At 56.0% G+C, this 18,044-nt stretch carries 21 protein-coding genes; 11 read left to right on the top strand and 10 right to left on the bottom strand.

What is annotated here, in order from left to right; genetic code table 11:
• Both M8370_RS19440 and M8370_RS19445 read left to right on the top strand, forming a co-directional pair.
• A partial coding sequence (locus tag M8370_RS19440; RefSeq protein ID WP_250021611.1) for a LysR substrate-binding domain-containing protein occupies nucleotides 1-585 on the top strand: 585 nt, incomplete at its 5' end.
• A 37-nt stretch (nucleotides 586-622) separates the two neighbouring features.
• Complete coding sequence (locus M8370_RS19445) at nucleotides 623-1,546, top strand: LysR substrate-binding domain-containing protein (RefSeq protein ID WP_045295233.1); 924 nt, start codon at nucleotides 623-625, stop codon at nucleotides 1,544-1,546.
• 46 nt (nucleotides 1,547-1,592) lie between these two features.
• Here M8370_RS19445 and M8370_RS19450 read toward each other — a convergent pair whose 3' ends face one another.
• The 6 genes from M8370_RS19450 to M8370_RS19475 form a co-directional block, all read right to left on the bottom strand.
• The gene (locus M8370_RS19450) at nucleotides 1,593-2,063 is read right to left on the bottom strand and encodes a hypothetical protein (RefSeq protein ID WP_250021612.1); all 471 of its coding nucleotides are present in this window, start codon (nucleotides 2,061-2,063) and stop codon (nucleotides 1,593-1,595) included.
• A 151-nt stretch (nucleotides 2,064-2,214) separates the two neighbouring features.
• Entirely contained in the window at nucleotides 2,215-3,153 is a 939-nt protein-coding gene (locus M8370_RS19455) for an omptin family outer membrane protease (protein WP_013096729.1), read from the bottom strand.
• 242 nt (nucleotides 3,154-3,395) lie between these two features.
• Complete coding sequence (locus tag M8370_RS19460; RefSeq protein ID WP_250021613.1) at nucleotides 3,396-6,467, bottom strand: efflux RND transporter permease subunit; 3,072 nt, start codon at nucleotides 6,465-6,467, stop codon at nucleotides 3,396-3,398.
• Nucleotides 6,464-7,570 (bottom strand): efflux RND transporter periplasmic adaptor subunit, encoded by a 1,107-nt coding sequence (locus tag M8370_RS19465; protein ID WP_045901116.1) that lies wholly within the window; start codon nucleotides 7,568-7,570, stop codon nucleotides 6,464-6,466. Before M8370_RS19465 ends, M8370_RS19460 begins: the two co-directional genes overlap by 4 nt.
• Nucleotides 7,571-7,644: 74 nt before the next feature.
• Nucleotides 7,645-8,259, bottom strand: a complete 615-nt coding sequence (locus M8370_RS19470) for a TetR/AcrR family transcriptional regulator (RefSeq protein ID WP_014831802.1) — start codon at nucleotides 8,257-8,259, stop codon at nucleotides 7,645-7,647.
• A gap of 153 nt (nucleotides 8,260-8,412) precedes the next feature.
• Entirely contained in the window at nucleotides 8,413-8,880 is a 468-nt protein-coding gene (locus M8370_RS19475; RefSeq protein WP_013096727.1) for a nuclear transport factor 2 family protein, read from the bottom strand.
• A 103-nt stretch (nucleotides 8,881-8,983) separates the two neighbouring features.
• Between M8370_RS19475 and M8370_RS19480 the strand changes: the two genes are divergently transcribed.
• Nucleotides 8,984-9,562, top strand: a complete 579-nt coding sequence (locus M8370_RS19480) for a TetR/AcrR family transcriptional regulator (RefSeq protein WP_045901120.1) — start codon at nucleotides 8,984-8,986, stop codon at nucleotides 9,560-9,562.
• Nucleotides 9,563-9,613: 51 nt separating this feature from the next.
• Here the strand turns inward: M8370_RS19480 and M8370_RS19485 are convergent, their stop codons facing one another.
• The 4 genes from M8370_RS19485 to M8370_RS19500 all read right to left on the bottom strand — a co-directional run bounded on the left by M8370_RS19485 (nucleotide 9,614) and on the right by M8370_RS19500 (nucleotide 11,911).
• Nucleotides 9,614-10,210, bottom strand: coding sequence for an NAD(P)H-dependent oxidoreductase (locus M8370_RS19485; RefSeq protein WP_094915781.1), 597 nt, complete (start codon nucleotides 10,208-10,210; stop codon nucleotides 9,614-9,616).
• A gap of 74 nt (nucleotides 10,211-10,284) precedes the next feature.
• Nucleotides 10,285-10,878 (bottom strand): TetR/AcrR family transcriptional regulator, encoded by a 594-nt coding sequence (locus M8370_RS19490; protein WP_023620833.1) that lies wholly within the window; start codon nucleotides 10,876-10,878, stop codon nucleotides 10,285-10,287.
• 63 nt (nucleotides 10,879-10,941) lie between these two features.
• Nucleotides 10,942-11,712 carry a hypothetical protein gene (locus M8370_RS19495; RefSeq protein WP_029883111.1) on the bottom strand — a complete coding sequence of 257 codons (771 nt, stop codon included), beginning with the start codon at nucleotides 11,710-11,712 and terminating at the stop codon, nucleotides 10,942-10,944.
• A gap of 1 nt (nucleotide 11,713) precedes the next feature.
• The gene (locus M8370_RS19500) at nucleotides 11,714-11,911 is read right to left on the bottom strand and encodes a hypothetical protein (protein ID WP_013096722.1); all 198 of its coding nucleotides are present in this window, start codon (nucleotides 11,909-11,911) and stop codon (nucleotides 11,714-11,716) included.
• A 258-nt stretch (nucleotides 11,912-12,169) separates the two neighbouring features.
• Here M8370_RS19500 and M8370_RS19505 point away from each other — a divergent pair, with 258 nt between their 5' ends.
• Genes M8370_RS19505 through M8370_RS19540 form a run of 8 tightly spaced genes read left to right on the top strand, consistent with a single transcriptional unit; the run spans nucleotide 12,170 to nucleotide 18,042 of the window.
• Nucleotides 12,170-12,604, top strand: coding sequence for a nuclear transport factor 2 family protein (locus M8370_RS19505; RefSeq protein ID WP_013096721.1), 435 nt, complete (start codon nucleotides 12,170-12,172; stop codon nucleotides 12,602-12,604).
• A complete protein-coding gene (locus M8370_RS19510; protein ID WP_250021614.1) occupies nucleotides 12,601-13,320 on the top strand; it encodes an SDR family NAD(P)-dependent oxidoreductase in 720 nt (239 codons plus the stop codon). Before M8370_RS19505 ends, M8370_RS19510 begins: the two co-directional genes overlap by 4 nt.
• Complete coding sequence (locus M8370_RS19515; RefSeq protein ID WP_250021615.1) at nucleotides 13,317-14,579, top strand: NAD(P)/FAD-dependent oxidoreductase; 1,263 nt, start codon at nucleotides 13,317-13,319, stop codon at nucleotides 14,577-14,579. Before M8370_RS19510 ends, M8370_RS19515 begins: the two co-directional genes overlap by 4 nt.
• Nucleotides 14,576-15,298, top strand: a complete 723-nt coding sequence (locus M8370_RS19520) for a DUF1365 domain-containing protein (protein WP_250021616.1) — start codon at nucleotides 14,576-14,578, stop codon at nucleotides 15,296-15,298. Before M8370_RS19515 ends, M8370_RS19520 begins: the two co-directional genes overlap by 4 nt.
• Entirely contained in the window at nucleotides 15,295-16,515 is a 1,221-nt protein-coding gene (locus tag M8370_RS19525; RefSeq protein WP_045295220.1) for an SAM-dependent methyltransferase, read from the top strand. Before M8370_RS19520 ends, M8370_RS19525 begins: the two co-directional genes overlap by 4 nt.
• Entirely contained in the window at nucleotides 16,512-16,997 is a 486-nt protein-coding gene (locus M8370_RS19530) for a DUF2878 domain-containing protein (protein WP_020688131.1), read from the top strand. Before M8370_RS19525 ends, M8370_RS19530 begins: the two co-directional genes overlap by 4 nt.
• Nucleotides 16,994-17,518, top strand: a complete 525-nt coding sequence (locus M8370_RS19535; protein ID WP_250021617.1) for a hypothetical protein — start codon at nucleotides 16,994-16,996, stop codon at nucleotides 17,516-17,518. Before M8370_RS19530 ends, M8370_RS19535 begins: the two co-directional genes overlap by 4 nt.
• Nucleotides 17,515-18,042 carry a DUF3833 domain-containing protein gene (locus M8370_RS19540; protein WP_250021618.1) on the top strand — a complete coding sequence of 176 codons (528 nt, stop codon included), beginning with the start codon at nucleotides 17,515-17,517 and terminating at the stop codon, nucleotides 18,040-18,042. Before M8370_RS19535 ends, M8370_RS19540 begins: the two co-directional genes overlap by 4 nt.
• Nucleotides 18,043-18,044: the final 2 nt, after the last annotated feature.

Genomic DNA, 18,044 nt, shown 5'->3' on the forward strand with positions numbered 1-18,044 from the left:
AGCCGCTGGCTCATTCCCCGCCTGAGCCGCTTTACCTCGCAGTTCCCTGAGATCTCAGTCAATCTTGCGGCCAGAACGGATCCGTTTATTTTGCCCGGGAGCGGCTTTGATGCCGTCGTGCATTTTCAACATCCCGCATGGGCCGGGATGCGACTGCAGCCGTTGTTTGAGGAAAAACTGGTGCCGGTGTGTCATCCTGCACTGTTAATGGATAAGGAACACGGTGAGCAACTCAATGCACTTGCGCGGATCCATCGCCGGCAGAATCCGGATGCGTGGCATCGCTATGCGCTGGAAAGCGGGATCAGTCTTGATAACCCGTCTCAGGGCGTACGCTACGATCTTCATGAAATGGCGATCGCTGCTGTGCTGGCAGGTCACGGCGTCGCATTGATACCACGCATGTATATCGAAAACGAACTACGCAGCGGCATGCTGGTTTCGCCATGGCCTGCCTCAGAAAGGTTAATTAAGACATTCTGTTTCATTAAACCGGCGGAAACGGGAATCAATGACGCGGCGTTAGTGACGTTTGAACGCTGGCTGCTGGCTGAAATCACTACGCCTGCCAGTCACTCAAGATGAAGCTCTGGTTTCGGCCGCCATCCTGTAAAGGGGAATTATGTCCTTACCACCACTCTATGCCCTGCGCGCCTTTGAAGTCGCTGCGCGAGTAAACTCCTTCAGTAAAGCCGCTGAAGTGCTCAATATTACGCCGGGCGCGGTCAGCAGACATGTCCGCACCCTGGAAATGTGGTTCGACTGTGAGCTGTTCAAACGGCAGGGGCCGAGAGTGGAGATCAGTGAGGCGGGGCGTGTTCTGGCCGGGCAGCTTCACGAAGGGTTCAGGAGCATCGAGTGGGCCTGTCGGGCTTTCAGAAGTGAAAACCACCTGTTGCGGCTGAAGGCACCGAGTACGCTCACCATGAGATGGTTGCTTAACGTCCTGCGATCGTTTCGTGAACATCATGAAAAACCCAACGTTGAAATAGCCAGCGTCTGGATGGACATCGATACCGTTGATTTCACGCGAGAGCCCTATGATTGCGCGATCCTGCTGGGCAACGGGCATTTTGGCGAGTCAACGGAGAGCCGATTGCTTTTCAGTGAATGGCTTATTCCGGTCTGTAACCCCGCTTTACTGGAATCTGCCCGAGAGCAACTTTCGCAGTGCGATCTGATCCATCCTTCCCCGGACAGACGCGACTGGCGGCGGTGGCTGAGAAGGACGGGGTTATTCCCCGGGCTTGATATGAGTCGCGGAGCGGTTTTCGACACCCTTGAACAGGGGAGTAGTGCCGCCATGAACGGCCATGGCGTCGCGATTGCCGACCTGCTGCTTTCGCTTGACGCGCTGAATAGCGGCCTGCTTGCGCTGCCTTTCAAAGAAGCCATCGCCACCGGAGACGGTTATTACATTGTCTGGCCGAAAAATTCACTCAGGAAAAAGAGTATTGAATGTCTGCTGGACTGGCTTAACCTGCATGCCCCGGTCATTCCTTCTCTTGATATCATCTGTCTGGAATACGACGAGCATCGGCTGTAGTTATCAAAAGCAGGATATGCCGCGGGCGTATCCTGCTCTATAAACTTCAGGCGTAAGGAATATTTGCCATTTTTTTATACCTTTCCGGCAATGCACCGTTCAGGTTGAGAAGTTTATCGAGAATAGCGATCGCAGGCGTATTGTTTGCGCGCTCTGAATCTACTATCGCTGCACGCAATATAGTGGCAGCCGACGTGACGTTCTGAAAGTATGCCTCGGACTCGGGCGTTTGTAATTCACCTGAAAGGGCGTAACGCACCAGCGGCCATCCTGAAAAATCCAGTACGGGAAGGGGCTCACCTTCTTTTGGCAGATTAGCGGCGAGCAACGCTTCAGCTTGCATGGGGTCGTTGTGAGCGGCACACAGAATGTGAAGGCGATGCACAAAGGCCTCAAGGGTGACATCGTTCTCTTTTTCTGCTGACAGCGATTCCAGCAGTGCCGATAAATTGGCGCCGGATGAATATTCATCTAGTGAGACCAGCTTCATTAAATGAAATATAACGTCAAGCGTCATGTTTGCTCCCTGAACATTTATCAATTTTGAAGGATGATATTTCAGGGACGTCGCGTTTGAAAAACGACAAATAGTGAGAATCAATGTGAGTTTAACTCAACATCACAAAAAGGCCCCGTCAGGGGCCCGATCTTGATTAACCACAACGGGATCAGAAGCGGTATTGCAGACCCGCGGTAATGGTATAGTTGCGGTTTGAAATACCGGCAGCATCTCCGCCAATAGAGCCCGATTCGCCAGTATTGGTATCAATAATCTGCGTACCGCCTTTACCTTCTTCGTAACTGCTATAGGTAAATTCTGCGAACACTTTGGCGTTCGGCGTGACGTAATAACCTGCGTCAACCGACGCACCGTAATAGCGGGAATCAGAGGTCTTCTCACGGAAGGTCAGATCGCGCATATAGTGCTCGTCGTTGTCATGTGCGCGTACCCAGTCACTGAATTTAAACAGGGCATTGAATTCAAAATCATTGAAACGGTACTGACCCGCCAGACCAATATACGGCATGGAGAAGCGCTGGCTATAGCCAATACCGCGTTCACCTGCCGGGAAGTTGCCCGTATTGGTGCCGTTATCATAATTATAAGAGCCACCGGTCGCCGTCCAGCTGAAGCGCGTTTCCTGATAACCTGCGGTTACGCCAGCTTTATAGTTATCGCCCTGGAAGATCCAGCCTTTAACGTTGAGATCGTATTCATTGGCGTAATTGACGTTGGTCGCAGGATGGGATGAATGGTCTGTCCAGGAGGATTGTTTTGCATTCATCCAGTCGTAGTCATCCATATGGCCCGAGCCTGATGCCAGAGACGTCCAGCCGCGGGCGTTCAGTGTTAAAAATGAATAAGCATCCCAGGAAATATCGCCTTTCAGAATGGCGACATTTTTGATTTTCCAGTCGAGCTGGCTGATTTTTCTTCCTGTGACTTCGTCGTACACCATTTCATGGGATTTTCCGCTCAGCATCCCGGCAGAGGCTGAAACCGATAAACTTTCCGGTGAAAAATCCGGTATGGCTTGTGCGGATCCTGCATATACTGCCCCTGAAAACGCGGCCATCATCATTCCCGCAACAATATTTTTTGTCATTTTAATTTCCCTAAATCAAATTTAATCAATGCCTTGCAGACAAATCTTAAAAGTCATACAAATAAGAATCAACTGCCAGTTTTGGTATTTTTTATTATTTGACCTAGGGAGCGATATTTAACTTTGGGCCGCCTCAGTGAGGCGGCGAAAGGTGGGATGAATAAACATTGAGTCGGTGCAAAATAGCTGTCGGTAATTAAAAATGCACTCCCGGATGTAATAAACTTAACGCATTCTCCCCGTTAATTTGAAACGCTACTCGCAGGACGGATCCTGAACCAGATCGCATACATCGCCGGCAGGAAGACAAGGGTGATGATCGTTCCGCCCAGCGTCCCGCCAATCAGTGTATAGGCCAGCGTCCCCCAGAATACGGAATGGGTCAGCGGTATGAATGCCAGCACGGCGGCCAGGGCTGTCAGTAACACTGGTCGTGCCCGCTGGACGGTTGCTTCGACCACCGCATCGAACGGGGCGAGACCTTCCTTCTGGTTATGCGTAATCTGCCCGATAAGGATCAATGTATTTCGCATAAGAATGCCCGAAAGCGCAATCAACCCGACAAGCGCATTGATCCCAAAAGGTTGATTGAACAGCAGCAGCGTGGGAACCACGCCGACAAGGCCCAGCGGGGCAGTCAGAAAAACCATCACCATCGCCGAGAGAGATCGCACCTGCACAATAATGATCAGTAACGTCAGGGCTATCATTATCGGGAACAACGGCACCATGGCCTGTGTGGCTTTACCTGATTCCTCAATTGAGCCTGCCATCTCAATGCGGTATCCGGGCGGGAGCGTATCAATGATCGGTTTTAGCTGTTTCATGATCGCCACCGACACATCCGGTGGCTGAAGATTGTCGGCGATATCTCCGCGCACGGTAATGGTGGGCGTGCGGTCGCGACGACGCAGGAGCGGATCTTCCATTTTGACCTCAATCTGACCGATTTGCGACAGCGGCACCCGCTGTCCCGCACTGCCAACCAGGGTAAACCCGTCGATCTTCGCCGGATCAAGACGAATATCGCCCGCAGCGCGTCCTGTAACTTGTACAGCGCGAATATCTTCACGCACGGCAGTAATTGGTACACCCGATAACAGGAACTGGAGCTGCTGAGCCACGCTATTTGAGGTTAAGCCGGTGGCCTGCAGACGGTTCTGATCGAGGGTGAAATGGAGTGTGGGAACACGTGAACCCCAGTCGGTGTTGACGGTTCTCATCATCGGGCTGGCCTGCAGAACGCCTTTAACCTTATCGGCGATGTAGCGAAGCGTATCGACATCGGGCCCCATCACACGCCAGGCAACCGGGAAGGGGGAGTAGGGGCCAAACACCAGTTGTGTGACACGCACGCGCGCTTCCGGCGCAAGTCCACCGGCGACCGCTTCCCGGAGCCGGAACTTGAGCGCCTCGCGTGACGTCTGGCTGTCCGTCATCACCACGATTTTCACAAAAGAGGGATCGGGTAATTCAGGTGCCATGGCCAGGTAAAAACGTGGTGAACCCTGCCCGACGTAGGCGGTCACGATGCTGGCTTCCGGCTGCAGTTTTAACCACGCTTCGATTTTCGCCGTTGCGGCGCTGGTCTGCTCAATTGAGGTGCCATAAGGCATCTGCACTTCCACCAGCACTTCAGGGCGGTCGGACGTTGGGAAAAACTGTTTTTTTACCAGTCCCATACCCACTACGGCCAGGGTAAAAATGAAGACCACGGAACCGGCCACGATCCACTTTCTGGCAATTACCCGGGTCAGCAGTTGGCGAAAGCGGTTATAGCGCGGGGTGTTATAGATGGCGGCATGGCCCCCTTCGACTTTGGCGATATCTGGCAGGATCTTAACGCCAAGATAAGGCGTGAACACCACCGCAACCAGCCAGGAGGCAATCAGGGCGATGCCGACAATCCAGAACATATTGCTGGTGTATTCCCCGGCGGTCGACTGGGCGAACCCGTTTGGCATAAAGCCAATCGCCGTCACGAGGGTACCGGCCAGCATGGGGGCGGCGGTATGGCTCCAGGCGTAAGCGGAGGCTTTGATTCGGTCGTAGCCTTCCTCCATTTTCACCACCATCATTTCAATGGCGATAATGGCATCATCAACCAGTAAACCCAGAGCAAGGATCAGCGAGCCCAGCGTTACGCGGTCAAAGTTTATCCCCGCCGCCTCCATCACCACGAAGACGACTGCCAGCGTCAGGGGAACCGCCGCCGCGACTACCACGCCCACGCGCCAGCCCATGCTGACAAAGCACACCACCATCACCACAAGCAGGGCGACGAAGAATTTGATCATAAATTCATCCACCGACGAGCGGATATTCACGGACTGATCGGTGACTTTGGTCAGGGTCATTCCCAGCGGCAGGTTCTCGTTGATCTTAGCCGTTTCGGCATCCAGCGCTTTCCCCAGCGCCAGACCGTTCCAGCCCTCCCGCATCACAATACCTAACAGCAGCGCCGGTTCACGCTGGTTACGGATCTGCAGCGTGGGAGGATCTTCATAACCGCGTTCAACCGTTGCCACATCAGACAGCCTGAGCGTTTTACCCTGAGCGACCAGCGGCGTATCGCGGATCTTCTGCAACGTATCAAAAGCACCATCAAGGCGAATAAAGATCTGCGCACCCTGTGTTTCTATGGAGCCTGCTGGCGTGAGAACGTTCTGATTGTTCAGCGCGTTGAAAATATCCTGCGGTGCCAGCCCCATCGTCGCCAGACGGTCATGAGAGAGGGCGATATAAATCCGCTCGGCCTGTTCGCCGATGATGTTCACTTTTTTGACGCCAGGCACATGCAGGAGTTGCTGGCGCAGGCTTTCAGCATCACGCACCAGCAGACGCTGCGGTTCACCCTTTGCCTTTAGCGCAAAGAGGGCAAAGGTGACATCCGCAAACTCGTCATTGATCATCGGGCCCATCACACCCGCCGGGAGATTTTTACTCTCATCGCCAAGCTTTTTGCGCGCCTGATAGAACTCTTCCTGCACCTCGGAGGGGGGCGTCATGTCCTGTAAGGAGAGGGTGATAAAGGCCATGCCCGGGCGGGTATAGGTTTCGGTACGGTCATACCACTTGAGTTCCTGCAGCCGTTTTTCCAGCGGTTCAGCAACCTGATCCTGCATTTCCTGCGCGGTTGCGCCGGGCCAGACGGTAATCACCGTCATTTGCTTTACCGTGAAGGGCGGATCTTCAGCCCGTCCCAGTCCAAAGAAGGCGTAAATACCGGCAAGCGTCACCAGAATAATCAGAAACAGCGTGATGGCACGCTCGCGCACGGCAAGCGCTGAGAGGTTGAAGCGTCCGTCGCTCATGGCTGACTCCCCGCCTGAGCCGTACCGCGTTGTTCAGCCAGACGGACAGCTTCACCGTCATGCAGAAGATGCGCGCCCAACGCCACAATTTTCTCGCCCGGCTTGACGCCGCCCGTCACCTGCGCGGCATCATCGCTCACGCTCAGCACGTTGACGGGCTGCCACATCACTTTTGCGGGCTGCGCGGAGATCCGCCACACGCCGGGCCCTTTGCCTGCATCGTACAGAGACGCCAGCGGAACCTGCATTACCTGACGTTCAGCATTTTGTTCGATATGCAGGGTGACGGTCGCACCCAGCGGCGCGTTAGCCAGCGAGCCTTCCAGCACATAGCGTGCTTCATAAGTGCGGGTGGTGGTATCGGCTGCATCAGAGAGCAGGCGCAGTGTCGCGGTAACAGGCTGTGCCTCGCTGCCATAGCGCGTTGCCAGCGCTTTACTACCGACGGCAGGGCGCAATGTCTCTGGCAACTGGACGAGCGCCTCGCGTTGCCCTGAGCGGGCCAGTCTGATCACCGCCTGACCCGCACTGACCACCTGGCCGGGTTCTGCAAGCGTTTCCATGACCACGCCGTCGGAATCGGCCAGCAGCACGGCATAGCCGGTCGCATTTTGCGCGACGGTGGCCTGAGCGCGTGCGGCACTGAGTTCAGCTCTGGCGGCATCCGCCGCCGCTTTTATCTGGTCGTACTCCGAGGCAGAGACAGCACCTGTTGCCACCAGGCCGCGATAGCGCGCCTCATCGCTGGTGGCTTTTCTCGCCCTGGCCTGTGCGGCATCCACCGCCTGCTGATGTGCTTGTGCCTGTAACTTCAGGTCAACCGGATCCAGACGCATTAACGGCTGGCCCTGCTTAACGGTCTGCCCCGTATCAACAAGGCGTTCAAGGATTTTGCCCTGAACCCGGAAACCGAGATCGCTTTGCGTTCTGGCAACGACCACACCCGTAAACGCGCGGGACGCATCGTTCGCCGGTTCAACGGAGGCGGATCTGACAAGCGGTGGCTGGGTGCGCGGATCGTCGGTGGCGGGGTTATCACCGCATGCCACCAGGGCGAAAGGGAGGAGACAAACGGCAAAACGGGCGGAATGAAGCCTGAGCATGGGGAAACCTTATCGTATCAAAGGACGGTTTCCGCATTCTCAGACTAGTGACCAATAAAGTCAATGGTCACAAATCAGGGGGCCAGGCTTCGTAAAATCAGGGAAGGGAGGAGGAGTGCTGCGGTCGGGGCGGTTTCGAGGTTATATTGCAACTGCACGGGGTTGATGAAAGGGCACATCACCATGTATATGGCGTAGGTCACCTCATCCAGGGGCGTTTTTCTTTCGAACTCCCCGCTTTGTCGGCCTTCAACAATGATGCTTTCAATCAGCTTCATCAGGCTCTCGGTATACCGCTCGGTAGACGGCCACTTATCCCGCGCGGCAACGGCGGCGATATCATAAAGTTTACGATCGTGGAAAAAGAGTTCGCTGCCAGCCTCGGTTAACGCCCGGAAAAGACGGCGCATTTTTTCACTGGCCGACGGCGCGTCGGCGATGGCTGTTTCCACTGCCGTCATGATCAGCGCCAGGCGGTTAGCGCAGATAACCTCGCCAATTGCCTGTTTGGAATCGAAAAATTTATAGATATAGGCTTTTGAAAAACCGATGGATTTAGCCAGTTCTGCCACGGTGGTTTTTTCATAGCCGTAATGGCCGAAGTGCTCAAAAGCCGCTTCGACGATTTGCTCGCGGACAGAGTGGTCAAGGGGACCACGCGTGGATGGGGTGTTCATATTTTTCGTCATTATTTCAGCTTAGCGCGACGGGCATCAGTTGACAACGAGTGACCATTATATTATTTGGTCACTCTTTTTAATCATGTATCTTTCAGTGCTGTGAGCCTGAGTGTATCACTCTTTACCCGGAGTTATTGCACAAGCCCGGAGAGATGAAAAATCCTATAACCCCAGATCGCTCAGGGACGGGTGATCGTCCGGGCGTCTGCCCAGCGGCCAGTGAAACAACCGTTCAGATTCCTTGATGGGCATATCGTTGATGCAGGCAAAACGCCGCTTCATGAGGCCGTCCGGCTCGAACTCCCAGTTTTCATTGCCGTAAGAGCGGAACCAGTTACCTGAATCATCATGCCATTCATAGGCATAGCGTACGGCGATGCGGTTGTCGGTAAATGCCCAAAGCTCTTTTATCAGGCGATAATCCAGCTCTTTCTTCCATTTCCGCTCAAGGAACGCCTGCGCCTCCGCGCGGTTCGTGGCGAACTCCGCACGGTTACGCCACTGCGTGTCCAGCGAATAGGCCAGTGCGATTTTTGCCGGGTCGCGGCTGTTCCATCCATCTTCTGCCAGCCTGACTTTTTCAATGGCGCTTTCACGGGTAAACGGCGGTAAAGGGGGGCGTGTGTTCATCTCGGCTACCTCGGGTTGATAGTATGTAGACAGGTCTGTCTACTTGCGTTAATCTATGCCTGTAAATACCGTCTGTCAACACACTGTTCGAGGCCAGATAAGCGTGAATACTCTCACTACGAATAACGATCAAAAAGTCAGCGTCAGGGATAAAATATTGCTCACCGCGCACGAACTCTTTTATTCCACCGGGTTCAGAGCAACGGGCGTTGATACGCTTATCAAACAGGCGAAAGTGACTAAGGTAACGTTTTATCGCCATTTCCCGAGTAAGAGTTTGCTTATTCTTGCCTATCTGCAATATCGGCACGAGCTGTGGATTACCTGGTTTGAAACCACGCTTCGACAATATCTCGAAGAGGGGCGGGCTGCATCGGACGCATTAGCAGCAACGCTTAACGGGTGGTTTATTTCCCCGTTGTTTCATGGCTGTGCGTTTATTAATGCCAGCGCAGAAGCAAAATCAGAAGACAATGAAAGTGAAATAAAAGCCATTTGTCGCAACCATAAATCTGAAACCCGGGAAAAAATTGCCTCCCTCACCGGTATTGCCGATGAGGCTATTAACACGCAGATTTTAATGCTGATAGACGGTGCCATCATACATGCGCAAATGGGCATGGATACCAAAGAGGTGGTCAGTCAGTTGCGAAGGGGACTTGAAGCGCTGATACCGCGCTAATTACGGCTTTGCGTGCGCAGCCAAACCTCGGGAATGGCTGCGCCGTACGATTCAGATCTTAGTGAGGCTTTGCAGGAATTCGTCCACCTGCTGAGGAGTGGCTGAATCGGCCTGATAGAGGATATCGAGCGTCACGTTTTTAAGGCCACAGAAGCCAAACACCCCTTCAACAATCTGGGTCTGAATAGCTCCGGAATAACCGTGCTTATCGAACCCGGCCAGATCGCTGCCCGCCGTTGCGACCAGGCGCACGGGCACATCACGTAAATTACCCACGATGCGACCATCTTCAGCCACTTTATAGGCCCAGTTCACGGTCAGCACCCGATCAAACCAGCCTTTCAGAAGGGCGGGAACGGACCACCAGTAAATCGGGAAGACAAATACCAGCATATCCGCGCGCTCGACACGCTGCTGCTCGCGCAGCACCTCGTCCGGCAGCGCACTGACATCGCCGTGGTAGAGGTCAAGGTCGGGTCGAATCATGGTCGGGGAAAAACCTTCGGCATGCAGATCGGCTATTTCAACCTGCGTACCCTGTTCCTGTAACTTCCCGGCAATTCGCTGCGCGAGGGATTGGGATAACGAATTTTCGACCGGGTGAGCCGTCACGATCAGGGCAGTATTGATGACGTTTGATGCAGACATAGAGACCTCAACAGGGTGAGTGAAGATGTCTCTATGTTACTATTGGTAACTTAACTGTCAATCTGGCAGGGCACTCATTTTGTGCTGTCCAGATAGGTATTGAGGACGCCGGTCATCGCGCCGCTGAGCATCTCTTCGGCAACGTTACGCGCGAGGATCCCATTTCCGGCAGCCGTACTGAGCGCATCCGCGGCCCCAATAATGGCCGTCAGGGCCGCTTCACCTGTTACCCCTTGCAGCACAATAAAAGGGGAAAGCGCCATCCGCAGGCAGTCTGCGCAGTCGGCCACGCAGGCCTCGCGGAAAATCTGCAGCGCCCGCGAGCCGGACAGAGCCGCCGCTATGGGGCCCGTTTCGGGGCCCGCAGAGATCGCGCAGTCGATATACGCGGCGCTGAAAAAACGGATCGTCTGTGCCAGCGTTTTATTGTCTCTGTTCAACGTCTCGCGAAATTTCTTGAGCTGCCTGTCGCTGAAGTCCTGGTAGAGTGCCATCAGCAGCCCTTCACGATCGCCAAAATGATCGTAAGGAATGGGTTTGGTGACGTTGGCGCGCTCGGCCAGGAAACCCAGCGTAAGGGCCTCAGTGCCTTGCTGGCGCACAATTCCGCGCGCGACTTCCAGCAGCTGTGCGCGGCGTTCTTCTTTTCTTAAGCGCTTAACAACCATCTTTTCCTCAAATCAGTTAACTACTGAAGGTAGTTTACACGCCTTACTGAACGGATGAGAAGCTCATTGCGCGGCTTTTTCCTGCTGAGCCATGTCGAGCACGCTGGCGCTTGCCGGGTCGAACAGCGCAAGGCTCTCAATCTGGTTGAGCATAATCACCTTTCTGAAATCCATCGCACTTCTGGGCTCAGAGTCGAGGGTGATGTCATGCCCGTCATACCATTTGCTGTAGTTATTTTCGATGCGAAAATTCATCGTCTGGCGATCGCGATAGCCACTCAGCATGGGAATAAGCACGATATTGGCCGTTTTCTCATATTCCAGCGTCGCCGTATGGATCATGCCGACATAGATACGCCCCGACCGTAGCGTCACCTGCGCCAGCTCGCCTTGCTCCATGCACTGATAAAGCAGTTGTTCAATCCCGCTCGCCTGCGCCAGGCGCTTATAGAGCTTTTTCCTGCCTTCACCGTCCAGTCGGGCGCTGCCCGCCCAGTTTGAGCGGTAAAGACAAAACAGGATGGCGAAGGCCAGCATCACCACTACGGGCGCCTGGATGCCCAGGAAACTCCAGTTCATAAAGTCCATTTGCCAGTCGGCATAACGCTCTGACGTAAAGTGGAAGGTGTTGTCAGCCGCGGAGAGGGCGAGCAGCAGCAGCCAGAGCAGCCCGGTGGCGATCACACCTTGCAGAACGAAGATCGAGCCGTAAAGGGCAACCAGAAAATAGACATCCCAGCCGAAGGAGCGCTTGATTTTGAAGCGGGTAGAGAGGTCGCGGCTGGTGTACCAGTACCCGCAGACCATCAGCACCATAAATATCGCCGTTCCCATATTACGCCCTCTTTAACGCATTGACGTGGCGCAGAAAATCCTGGCGTACCTCGTTGCTTTTATAGTTCACCGAGGCATTACCATCCTGGTCGATGATAATCCGGTCGCCATCCTCAACGGCTTCAATGATTTCCTGCTGACTCATCACCTGAAGTAACGATTCCGGGCTGGAGAAAAGGGAGAGAAAGAAACGTCTCATCGCATGTCATCCTTATGAATAAAAAGAATAAGCCTGGAAGAGAACGGGGGAATTTACCTTAGGGTTAACCTGAAAAAGTAGCCCGATGGCGGTCAGCCCTTATTGCGTCTCAACTTCTGGCACGAAAGTAACTTACCCAACCAACTGATAATTAAAGTAATAAAAATATATTTCTGCACAAACTTGGACAAATAACTCGAATTGTGTAAGTTTTAATTATGCGCTTACGCTACGTTGTTTACCGCCAGGATGTGACCCATGAACCTTTTGCCTGACGTCATCAGTCGGTTTGTTGATTACTACACCGCGCTGGATTCCCAGCCGCCCTCGGCGCTGGCGGGGCTTTACCATCCCGATGCCACGCTTATCGATCCGTTTGGTGAACATAACGGCCTGTTCGCCCTGCAGCGCTATTTCACCCATCTGCTGGCGAATGTCGAACACTGCCGTTTCACGCTTGATTCCCCTTTGATTGGCGAGCATCGCTTTGTTGTCACCTGGGTCATGCACTGGTCGCACCCGCGCATTGCCGGTGGCGAGCCTCTGGAACTGCCTGGCTGCTCCGTGGTGGACGTGGAAAAGGATCGGATTATTCGCCAGCGGGACTACTACGATGCCGGAGAGATGATCTATGAACATCTGCCTTTGCTTGGCTGGGCGGTTCGCGGCGTGAAGCGGAGGGTAAAATCATGATGACGGTCCTGATCACCGGCGCCAGTTCAGGCATTGGGGCGGGGCTGGCGCAATCTTTTGCCCGTGACGGTCACCATGTCATCGCCTGCGGGCGGGATCCGGCGCGTCTGGAAGCCCTGCATCAGCACAGTTCAAACATTACGATACGCCTGTTCGATATGACAGACAGGGACGCCTGTCGCCAGGCGCTGACGGGCTGCGCGGCCGACCTGACAATCCTCTGTGCCGGAACCTGCGAATATCTGGAACATGGCGTGGTGGACGCCGCGCTGGTAGAGCGGGTGATGACCACTAACTTTCAGGGGCCTGTCAATTGCCTCGCCGCGCTGCAGCCACAGCTTGTGGCCGGTAACCGCGTGGTGCTGGTGAGCTCTATGGCTCACTGGCTGACGTTTCCACGCGCTGAAGCGTACGGCGCATCCAAAGCCGCGCTCACCTGGTTTGCGCAGAGCCTGCGTCTCGACTGGGAGCCAAAAGGGATTGCGGTCACCGTGGTATCGCCCGGTTTTGTCGACACCCCGTTGACCCGCAAAAATGATTTCGCCATGCCGGGCAGGGTGAGTGTTGAAGAGGCGGTAAAAGCCATTCGCCGTGGCCTGGAAAAAGGGAAAAACCACATCGCGTTTCCGGCGGGATTTGGTCTGACGCTGCGGCTGCTTTCCGGGCTGCCAGCGTACTTACAGCGCGCACTGCTGCGCAGGATGGTGCGCTCATGAAGATCGCCATAATCGGCAGCGGCATCGCCGGGTTGACCTGCGCCTGGCGCCTTGCCGGGCATCATGAGGTCACCCTGTTTGAAGCCGGTGCCACCCCCGGCGGCCATACCGCCACGGTTGACGTGCCGACGCCACAGGGTACCTACGCCATCGACACCGGTTTTATCGTCTACAACGACCGCACCTATCCGCGCTTTATGGGGCTGCTGAGCGAGCTGGGCATCAGCGGGCAAAAAACGCAGATGAGCTTCTCGGTACACAATCCGCAGAGTGGGCTGGAGTACAACGGCCACACCCTGACGACGCTCTTTGCACAACGTCGTAACCTGGTGAACCCGGCGTTCTGGCGTCTGCTTGGGGAGATTGTCCGTTTTAATCGCCTGGCGAAGCAGGCGCTGAAAGAGGACGTGGAGCCCGGCGCGACGCTGCAAACGTTCCTGGAACAGCATCGCTTTACGCCGTTCTTTGCGCGTCATTACATTCTGCCGATGGGGGCGGCCATCTGGTCGTCGTCGCTACAGGAGATGAAACGTTTTCCGCTGCCGCTCTTTTTACGCTTCTTTGAGAATCACGGTCTGCTGGATATCACTCAGCGCCCGCAGTGGTACGTGGTGCCCGGCGGCTCACGGGAGTATATCCGCGCTATTCTGGCACAGCTGGGTGACCGGCTCACGCTGCACCTCAACGCGCCGGTGCAGCGGGTAAGCCGTGATGCACAGGGGGGCACCCTCCATCTTGAAGAATCGAGCCACCGTTTTGATCAGGTGATTTTTGCCTGTCACTCAGCCCAGGCGCTGGCCATCCTCGACGCACCTTCCGCCGCTGAGCAGGAGGTGCTGGGCGATATTGGCTGGCAGCGTAATGAGGTGGTACTGCACAGCGATCCGCGCTGGCTGCCGGTGCGTCAGCGCGCCTGGGCCAGCTGGAACTACCGCCTGAGCGACCAGGATCAGGCCAGCGCCTGCGTAACGTACAACATGAATATCTTGCAGGGGCTGCCCGCCGGTAGCCCGCTGTTCTGCGTCACCTTAAACCCGGAAACGCCAGTGGACGAACGCTTCGTGCTGCGGCGCTTTGTGTATGAACATCCACTGTTTAACCCGCAAAGCTGGCGGGCACAGGCGCGCCGCAGCGAAATCAACGGTCACCAGCGGAGCTGGTTCTGCGGCGCGTACTGGTACAACGGCTTTCATGAAGATGGCGTGCGCAGCGCGCTGGACGTCGTCAATGCGATAACAGCCGGGGAGGGAAACCGATGAACAGTTGCCTCTATCACGGCGTATTACGCCACCGCCGTCTCCAGCCGAAAACGCATGAGTTCAGCTACGGCGTCTTTATGGCCTGGCTCGATCTCGACGAGCTGGATAAGTTGCCCACCGTTGGCGTGCGGCGCAACCGGTTTGCCGCCGGATCGTTCCATGATGCGGATTATCCGCTGGGTTCGCCGCTTAAAGAGAACGTGCTGAATCGGCTGGAAAGCCTGACCGGCGAACGTCCTGAGGGGCGGGTGATGCTCCTGACGCAGCTGCGCTACTTCGGCTTTCATTTTAATCCCGTCAATTTTTACTACTGCTATGACCCGGCAGAGACGCTGCGCTGGGTGCTGGCCGAAGTGCGCAATACGCCCTGGAACGAACGACATTATTACGCCGTCAATGGTCAGCACGCCCAGCCCACGGAGAAAGCCTTTCACGTTTCGCCGTTTAACCCCATGGACATGATTTACCACTGGCGCTTCAACAACCCGGATAACACGCTGCATATGCACATTGAAAATCATCAGGCGTCAAAGGTATTTGATGCCACGCTGGCGCTTCGCCGCGCACCGCTGACCCGCCCGGCACTGCGTGGACTGCTGCTGCGTATTCCGCTGATGACACTCAAAACCGTTTTCGCGATTTACTGGCAGGCGCTGCGGCTGTGGCTTAAGCGCGTGCCTCTGTATAACCATCCTGTCAGCAGGAGTGAACGCTCATGACCGATCCTGTCTTCGCGCTTGAACCCGATATCCCGCGCAACGTTCGCGTCGCGCGCTGGCTGCTCTTTCGCGTGCTGAGCGGCCTTCGTGGCGGCTCGCTCACGCTGCGTGAAGGGGCGCAGACCTTTCATTTCGGTGAGCTGTCTGCCGCGCTGCATGCCGACGTGCAGATCCTCAGCCCGGGCGTCTACTGGCGCGTCCTGACCGGGGGCAGCCTGGCCGCGGCGGAAGCCTGGATGGACGGCGAATGGGAAACCACGCAGCTCACGCCGCTTCTGCAACTGCTTGCGCTAAACAGCCAGGTACTGGGACGGCTCGAAAACGGGTTCCGCCTGCTTGGCAGACCGCTGGAGCGGCTTCGCCACTGGACGCGGCGCAACTCCCGGGCGCAGGCGCGGGAAAACATTGCGGCACATTACGATCTGGGTAACGCGTTTTATGCCCATTTTCTGGACAAGGAGTTGCTCTATTCCAGCGCGCTGTTTAGCGGGGAGGAGCAGGATCTTGGCGACGCGCAGCGGGCGAAAATGGCGCGTCTGTGCGAACAGCTGGCGCTGAACCCCAGCGATCATCTGCTGGAGATTGGCACCGGCTGGGGGGCGATGGCGGAATACGCGGCCCGTCACTACGGCTGCCGGGTGACCACTACCACGCTGTCGCAGGAGCAGTATCGCTGGGCGACAGAGCGGATTGCCCGGGCCGGTCTGCAGGACCGCGTTGAGGTGTTGCTCTGCGACTATCGCGATTTAACCGGCGAGTACGACAAGCTGGTGTCGATTGAGATGATTGAAGCCGTCGGGCAACGCTATCTGCCAACGTTCTTCCGCACCTGTCAGGCGCGTCTGCGTCCGGGTGGGCGCATGGCGATTCAGGCCATCACCATTCAGGATCAGCGGTATCGCGACTACAGCAAAAGCGTGGATTTTATTCAGCGGTATATCTTCCCCGGCGGCTTTTTGCCGAGCATAACGGCGATGAATGCGCTGATGACGCGCCACACCGATTTTGTGGTGCGCAACCTGTTTGATATGGGGCCGGACTACGCGCGCACGCTGGCGCACTGGCGTCAGCGCTTTCTCCATGCCTGGCAGGAGATTGAAAAACTGGGATTTGATGAGCGGTTTCGTCGGATGTGGCTCTATTACTTTGGCTACTGCGAAGCCGGGTTTAACGCCCGCACCATCAGCGTGGTGCAACTGACCGCCGAGCGCGTATGAAACGTTACGTGCAGGTTTTCGCCCTGGCTATCGCGTTCGATCTCTACTGGACGCTGGTGGTGCTGTTTCGCGAGCGTGGCCTGATTATCTGGTGTGCGCTGGCGATCTTCGCCTGCCTGATGTTGCCGCCTGCACACCGCGTTTATGCCATTCTGCTGGCACTCGCGGGCACTCTGCTGGATGCACTCTGGGCGCTGACGGGGCTGATCGCCTTCACCGGTGAATCGCTGATGCCCGTGTGGATGGTGGCGCTGTGGCTGATGTTTGCCACCGTCTGGACGCAGCTCACCCGCACCACAACGTTACCCGGCTGGATGCTGATGCTGCTGGCTTCCGTGGGCGGTCCGGTGGCGTATCTTATCGGTGAGCGGCTCGGTGCCATCGCCTTTCTGGAGCCAACCTTTATCGTCGTCAGCTGGATGGTGCCGGGCTGGCTGGTGCTGATGCTGTTTTACCACTTGCTGACAGGGAGGCAACAATGAGAGCCGCACTCCTGTTCCTCTGGCTCATCACCCTGACGCCTTTCGCCCAGGCAGCCGACTGGCTTGGCTGGCGTAAGGTGGGGGATGCCACGCTGACCTGGGGGCCTTTCACCGTTTATACCTCCCAGTTGCGCACCCCTGAAGGGCGCTACACCGGCAAGATGCAGGATCAGGCGCTCATTATCACCTACGTGCGTGACATCGACAGTGAAGACCTGGTCGAGGCAACCCGCGACCAGTGGCGAGCACAGGGGGTTTTGCAGCAAGAACCGCAGAGCGAAGCCTGGCTGCGAATGCTTGCCTCGCTGTGGCCGGATGTCGGGCCGGGGGCGCAGCTGGCGTTCGTGCTTAATGATAAGCAGGGACAGTTCTGGTACCGCGCGCCTGCCGCATCGGGCACTTTCAGACCTTTGGGGGCGCCTCAGTCGCAAGCGTTCAGCACCCGTTTTCTGGGGATCTGGCTTGATCCCCGCACGCAATACCCTGAGCTGCGTCAGCAGTTAATCGGAGGACAACAATGAAACGTTTTTTGATCATGGCGCTGGGTGTGACGATGTTGCTGGCAGGCTGCAGCACGGACGTGACGGAGTACCGCCAGCAGCAGCCGCGGCTTGATATATTCCACTATTTCCAGGGCAAAACGGAAGCGTGGGGGATGGTGCAGGATCGCAGCGGGAAGCAGATCCGCCGCTTCCACGTGGAGATTGCCGGGGACGTGATTGGCGACACGCTGACGCTGAATGAACATTTTGTCTACGACGATGGTGAAAAACAGCAGCGGGTATGGCATATCCGCCGCGTGGCGACCGATCGTTATGAGGGCACGGCGGGCGATATTGACGGCGTGGCGACGGGGCAGGCGGCGGGCAATGCCTTCAACTGGCGGTACAGCATGAACGTGAAGGCCAACGGTAGCACCTGGCTGCTGCACTTCGACGACTGGATGTACCTGCAGGATGGCACACACCTGTTTAATAAAACCGAGATGAAGAAATTTGGCGTCACCGTCTCCACGGTGACGCTGTTCTTTACCCGCAAGGCGTAACG

Source organism: Enterobacter cloacae complex sp. OE43NF, from assembly GCF_023544405.1.
GTDB classification, from domain to species: domain Bacteria; phylum Pseudomonadota; class Gammaproteobacteria; order Enterobacterales; family Enterobacteriaceae; genus Enterobacter; species Enterobacter cloacae.

What these genes read in the sequence shown, in the direction of transcription:
- M8370_RS19445 (WP_045295233.1), top strand. Translation starts at nt 623, where the DNA reads ATGTCCTTACCACCACTCTATGCCCTGCGCGCCTTTGAAGTCGCTGCG.
- M8370_RS19450 (WP_250021612.1), bottom strand. Translation starts at nt 2,063, where the DNA reads ATGACGCTTGACGTTATATTTCATTTAATGAAGCTGGTCTCACTAGAT.
- M8370_RS19455 (WP_013096729.1), bottom strand. Translation starts at nt 3,153, where the DNA reads ATGACAAAAAATATTGTTGCGGGAATGATGATGGCCGCGTTTTCAGGG.
- M8370_RS19460 (WP_250021613.1), bottom strand. Translation starts at nt 6,467, where the DNA reads ATGAGCGACGGACGCTTCAACCTCTCAGCGCTTGCCGTGCGCGAGCGT.
- M8370_RS19465 (WP_045901116.1), bottom strand. Translation starts at nt 7,570, where the DNA reads ATGCTCAGGCTTCATTCCGCCCGTTTTGCCGTTTGTCTCCTCCCTTTC.
- M8370_RS19470 (WP_014831802.1), bottom strand. Translation starts at nt 8,259, where the DNA reads ATGACGAAAAATATGAACACCCCATCCACGCGTGGTCCCCTTGACCAC.
- M8370_RS19475 (WP_013096727.1), bottom strand. Translation starts at nt 8,880, where the DNA reads ATGAACACACGCCCCCCTTTACCGCCGTTTACCCGTGAAAGCGCCATT.
- M8370_RS19485 (WP_094915781.1), bottom strand. Translation starts at nt 10,210, where the DNA reads ATGTCTGCATCAAACGTCATCAATACTGCCCTGATCGTGACGGCTCAC.
- M8370_RS19490 (WP_023620833.1), bottom strand. Translation starts at nt 10,878, where the DNA reads ATGGTTGTTAAGCGCTTAAGAAAAGAAGAACGCCGCGCACAGCTGCTG.
- M8370_RS19495 (WP_029883111.1), bottom strand. Translation starts at nt 11,712, where the DNA reads ATGGGAACGGCGATATTTATGGTGCTGATGGTCTGCGGGTACTGGTAC.
- M8370_RS19500 (WP_013096722.1), bottom strand. Translation starts at nt 11,911, where the DNA reads ATGAGACGTTTCTTTCTCTCCCTTTTCTCCAGCCCGGAATCGTTACTT.
- M8370_RS19505 (WP_013096721.1), top strand. Translation starts at nt 12,170, where the DNA reads ATGAACCTTTTGCCTGACGTCATCAGTCGGTTTGTTGATTACTACACC.
- M8370_RS19510 (WP_250021614.1), top strand. Translation starts at nt 12,601, where the DNA reads ATGATGACGGTCCTGATCACCGGCGCCAGTTCAGGCATTGGGGCGGGG.
- M8370_RS19515 (WP_250021615.1), top strand. Translation starts at nt 13,317, where the DNA reads ATGAAGATCGCCATAATCGGCAGCGGCATCGCCGGGTTGACCTGCGCC.
- M8370_RS19520 (WP_250021616.1), top strand. Translation starts at nt 14,576, where the DNA reads ATGAACAGTTGCCTCTATCACGGCGTATTACGCCACCGCCGTCTCCAG.
- M8370_RS19525 (WP_045295220.1), top strand. Translation starts at nt 15,295, where the DNA reads ATGACCGATCCTGTCTTCGCGCTTGAACCCGATATCCCGCGCAACGTT.
- M8370_RS19530 (WP_020688131.1), top strand. Translation starts at nt 16,512, where the DNA reads ATGAAACGTTACGTGCAGGTTTTCGCCCTGGCTATCGCGTTCGATCTC.
- M8370_RS19535 (WP_250021617.1), top strand. Translation starts at nt 16,994, where the DNA reads ATGAGAGCCGCACTCCTGTTCCTCTGGCTCATCACCCTGACGCCTTTC.
- M8370_RS19540 (WP_250021618.1), top strand. Translation starts at nt 17,515, where the DNA reads ATGAAACGTTTTTTGATCATGGCGCTGGGTGTGACGATGTTGCTGGCA.